At 70.3% G+C, this 4,066-nt stretch carries 4 protein-coding genes and 1 pseudogene; 1 reads left to right on the forward strand and 4 read right to left on the reverse strand.

Annotation, left to right across the window (positions count from 1 at the left end; genetic code table 11):
* Nucleotides 1–200 precede the first annotated feature (200 nt).
* Nucleotides 201–425 (forward strand): hypothetical protein, encoded by a 225-nt coding sequence (locus ABZU75_RS45610; protein ID WP_355569570.1) that lies wholly within the window; start codon nt 201–203, stop codon nt 423–425.
* Here the strand turns inward: ABZU75_RS45610 and ABZU75_RS45615 are convergent.
* The 4 genes and pseudogenes from ABZU75_RS45615 to adh all read right to left on the reverse strand — a co-directional run.
* On the reverse strand, nt 400–1,617 hold the full coding sequence (locus ABZU75_RS45615; protein WP_355569573.1) for an XRE family transcriptional regulator: 1,218 nt from the start codon (nt 1,615–1,617) through the stop codon (nt 400–402). The genes ABZU75_RS45610 and ABZU75_RS45615 overlap by 26 nt on opposite strands.
* Entirely contained in the window at nt 1,604–2,497 is an 894-nt protein-coding gene (locus ABZU75_RS45620; protein ID WP_355569576.1) for a hypothetical protein, read from the reverse strand. Before ABZU75_RS45620 ends, ABZU75_RS45615 begins: the two co-directional genes overlap by 14 nt.
* Before the next feature lie 148 nt (nt 2,498–2,645).
* Nucleotides 2,646–3,032: pseudogene (locus ABZU75_RS45625) on the reverse strand (DUF779 domain-containing protein); the annotation flags it as partial.
* Nucleotides 3,032–4,066, reverse strand: a 1,035-nt coding sequence (adh, locus tag ABZU75_RS45630; RefSeq protein WP_355569579.1) for an aldehyde dehydrogenase, incomplete at its 5' end; no start/stop codon positions are given. The pseudogene ABZU75_RS45625 and the gene adh, both read right to left, overlap by 1 nt.

The following is a 4,066-nucleotide window of genomic DNA, read 5'->3' on the forward strand; positions in this document are numbered from 1 at the left end:
GTGGACGAGGCCCAGTTGGATGAGGCAGTAGGCCTCGTCGTACTCCCTGCCGGATGCCAGGCATGCCCGCCTGGCACGGGCCGAGGCCGCCGTACCGCCCGGATGCCGGGTGCGTCAGCCATCCGGAAGGGCGAACTTTATCCCTGAATGAAATGGATACGGCATTGCCTGCGGATTCGTCGATCCGTAGCATCCGTCACATGTCCATCACGCGTGAGTTCGCCTATGCCTCGTCCTCGCGTCCCGCTGACGGCGAGTGCGTGTGGTACCGCTCCAAGGGTGACGTCTACGACCTGATCCGTACGGGCAGCGACGGGGACTTCCGGTATCACGCCTTCCACGCCCGCGACGGCCGCTATCTCCAGGCGTTCGCCTCCTGGCAGGACGGCATGGAATGGATCAGGGAGCGTGTCGAGGAGGATTAGGACCGCCTGCCGCGGACGCGTCGGGTACGAGGCGCAACGCCGGGCGCTGGTCGGGCAGGTCGAGTAGTTCACGCACCCGGGAGACCGGCCAGGCCAGCTGGGCGGCGAGCCGCTCCATGGTGAGGCCGGTCTCGCCGACGGCCAGGTCGAAGGCCTGGCGCAGCAGCACGGGCCGCTCGCCGGGGTAGCCGCTGATCGGCTCGGCGGCGAAGCCCGGCTGGTCGCGGAGCGTCTTGAGCCGCTGGTAGGCGCGGCTCGCCGCCGAGTCGGAGATCAGACCGACCTCGCGGCAGCGGTACAGCAGGGAGTCGACGGACACGCCCCAGGTGCGCTTGAGCTCGACCAGCCTGCGCAGGTCGAGGCGGCCGGGCAGCTCGGGCAGGATGCTGTCGCGCGGGGTGAGGAACTCGGCGGCGAAGACGTCGGCCTCGCGCTCCTGCTGGGTGTCTCCCGAGGCCGTGTCACCGTGCAGCACCAGATGGCCCAGCTCGTGGGCGGCGGTGAAGCGGTAGCGGTGGATGTCGTCGAACCGGTTGGCGGTCAGCACCACGATCGGGCGCGGCAGCTGGGAGGTGGAGAAGGCGTCCACCGTGGTGGCGTCCTCGTCCGGCGGAGGGAGGACCACGACGATCCCCTGCGCCTCCATGTGCCGGACGACGTGCGACAGCGGGCCGGTGCCCAGCCGCCAGAGCCGCCGCAGGGCGCGGGCGGCCTGGACGGGGTCGCGGGGCAACTCGACACCGGAGTGGACCTCGCCGCCGGAGAAACCGGGAAGGGCCACATCCGGCAGCCTGACCTGCTTCTCCAGGGCGTGGGCCAGCTCCCAGACCTGCTCGACGAAGGCCGCGGCCTTGGCGCGCTGGTGGGCACGGGTGGAGCGCAGGCTCCTGAAGTGCGCCATGGACCCGTCCAGCTTGCCGTGCGGGCGGCCGAGCAGGAAGAACGCCGGCGGCACGCCGAGCACGTCGGCCAGGCGGGGAACGAGCTCGGGGCGTGGACGGGTCATGCCCGTCTCGTACTGCCCCACCGCCGCGGGGGTGACGCCGATCCGCTCGGCCAGGTCCTTCTTCGTCATCCCCGCCAGCTGCCGCGCCTGGGTCAGCCGCGCCTGGTCGAACGCGTCGGTGACGGCCTGCGGGCTCGGGCCGCCCTCGGCGACGCCGGACAGGGGGGTCTGGTTACGGTTGCTCATTGTCGCCGGTGACCGCGGTTTCCTCTGGTGCCTCACTGCCTACGGGGAAGATCTTGCCATTCTTCCGCTCGGCTGAAGACCGCGTGCTCAGCGCGAGGTCGGGCAGGAGACCGCCGTCGAAACGCGACGCGGTACCGGGCTCCGTCGCCCACAGGCCGCTGAGGGGACCTGTGGAGGCGGCCGGCAGCGGGATCGGCTCGTGGTGCAGCCAGCGGATCCTGCCGAACTCGTCGACGAGCTCCGCCTCGCCCCAGTAGAGCCGCAGCAGGCCGGCCTGCGCGTTGCCCGCGTAGGCGACCGGGACCAGCCGGGTCTCGTCGGGCAGCCCGGTGAGCGCGGGGCGGACCGTGGCCGGACCGTCCGCCCCCGCGGACAGGTCCAGCTCCTCCTGGGCACTTCCCCCGTCGAGCGCCAGGTCCAGTTCCTCCTGGCGGTAGGAGGTCGCCGGGCCGAACCGGTCGAACAGCTCGCGGACCAGCGAGGAGATGCGGCCGTCGCTGATCCGGGCCTCGGAGATCGGCGTGCGGTCGTCCTCGGCGTAGCGGAACGGCAGCAGCAGGTTGCCGCCGAGCACCACCAGGTGGTGCGCCGAGCCATGCGGCCTGACCAGCCGGAAGCCCGGCTCGTCACGCAGTCCCTCGGCGAGCGCCTCGTAGCGCCTGGCCATCATGGTGAAGCCGTAGGTGTACCGCTTGTCGCTGTGCGCGGAGCTCTGCGCGTCCTGCGCGTTGCCCATCGCCTCAAGCAGCGAGGCGGCCAGCTGCCGCCGTACGACCTCGGCACGCTCGCCGAACCGTTCCCTCGCCCAGCTTGACCCCGCCTGGCCCGGCTTCGCCTGTGCCACCCCGGCCTGGTCCGGCGACGACGACCCCCTGCTCATCGGCGACCTCCGCTCACGCTTCGCCCGGTGTCAGACGATCACCGCCGACACTTCATTTCCGTGCATCGTACTCCCGCTGTGACTCTATTTGATGTTGCCCATCCCTCGTGTCGCCGGCGGCCCCGCTCGGTGGGGGAGGCTCCGCGAGGATCCGCTCGGCCTCCTCGTCGGTGAACAGCCGGGAGCGGATGAGGAAGCGCACCCCCTCCGGGGCCTCAAGGGAGAATCCTCCGCCGCGGCCGGGGACCACGTCCACCGTGAGGTGGGTGTGCCGCCAGTAGGCGTACTGGGAGGCGCTGATCCAGAACGGGGTGTCCAGGGCCAGCACGCCCAGCAGCAGGTCCGCGCCGCCGACCCGGAACTCGCCCCGGGGGTAGCACATGGGCGAGCTGCCGTCGCAGCAGCCGCCCGACTGGTGGAACATCAACGGGCCGTGTCGTCCGTGGAGCACGGTCAGCAGTTCCTCGGCGGCGGGGCTGAGCCGCACCCGCTCCACTCGGAGCGGGTGCGGCTCACCGGTGGGACCGGTCGGCATCAGAAGAAGCCCAGTCTCTTGGGCGAGTAGCTGACCAGCAGGTTCTTGGTCTGCTGGTAGTGGTCCAGCATGACCCTGTGGTTCTCGCGGCCGATGCCCGACTGCTTGTAGCCGCCGAACGCGGCGTGCGCCGGATAGGCGTGGTAGCAGTTGGTCCACACCCGCCCGGCCTTGATCGCCCGGCCGAACCGGTAGGCGGTGTTCATGTCGCGGGTCCACACTCCGGCGCCCAGGCCGTACAGGGTGTCGTTGGCGATCTTCAGGGCCTCGTCCTCCGAGTCGAAGGTCGTCACCGAGACGACCGGCCCGAAGATCTCCTCCTGGAAGACGCGCATGTCGTTGGTGCCCTTGAAGATCGTCGGCTCGATGTAGTAGCCGCCCTCCAGGCCGGGAACCGTGCGCGGGCCGCCGCCGGTGAGCAACTCGGCCCCCTCCTTCAGCCCGATGTCGATGTAGGACAGGATCTTCTCGTACTGGTCGTTGCTCGCCTGCGCGCCGATCATGGTGGCCGGGTCCAGCGGGTCGCCGCCGACGATGGCCCTGGTGCGGTCGAGTGCCCTGCTCATGAAGTCGTCGTAGATGGACGCGTGGATCAGGGCCCGCGAGGGACAGGTGCACACCTCACCCTGGTTCAGGGCGAACATCACGAAACCCTCGACGGCCTTGTCCAGGAAGTCGTCGTCGGAGGCCGTGACGTCGGGAAGGAAGATGTTGGGGCTCTTGCCGCCGAGCTCCAGCGTCACCGGGATGATGTTCTCCGAGGCGTACTGCATGATCAGCCGCCCGGTCGTGGTCTCGCCGGTGAAGGCCACCTTGGCCACGCGCGGGCTGGAGGCCAGCGGCCGGCCCGCCTCCGCGCCGAACCCGTTGACGACGTTGATCACACCGGGCGGGAGCAGGTCGGCGATCAGCTCCATCACCAGCAGGATGCTGGCGGGGGTCTGCTCGGCGGGCTTGAGGACGACGCAGTTGCCCGCGGCCAGGGCGGGGGCGAGCTTCCACACCGCCATCAGGATGGGGAAGTTCCACGGGAT

It is taken from the genome of Streptosporangium sp. NPDC005286, assembly GCF_040607515.1.
In the GTDB taxonomy this organism is placed as follows: domain Bacteria; phylum Actinomycetota; class Actinomycetes; order Streptosporangiales; family Streptosporangiaceae; genus Streptosporangium.

Excerpts from the sequence above, each read along its gene's own strand:
- ABZU75_RS45615 (WP_355569573.1), bottom strand. The coding sequence starts at position 1,617 with ATGAGCAACCGTAACCAGACCCCCCTGTCCGGCGTCGCCGAGGGCGGC.
- ABZU75_RS45610 (WP_355569570.1), top strand. The coding sequence starts at position 201 with ATGTCCATCACGCGTGAGTTCGCCTATGCCTCGTCCTCGCGTCCCGCT.
- ABZU75_RS45620 (WP_355569576.1), bottom strand. The coding sequence starts at position 2,497 with ATGAGCAGGGGGTCGTCGTCGCCGGACCAGGCCGGGGTGGCACAGGCG.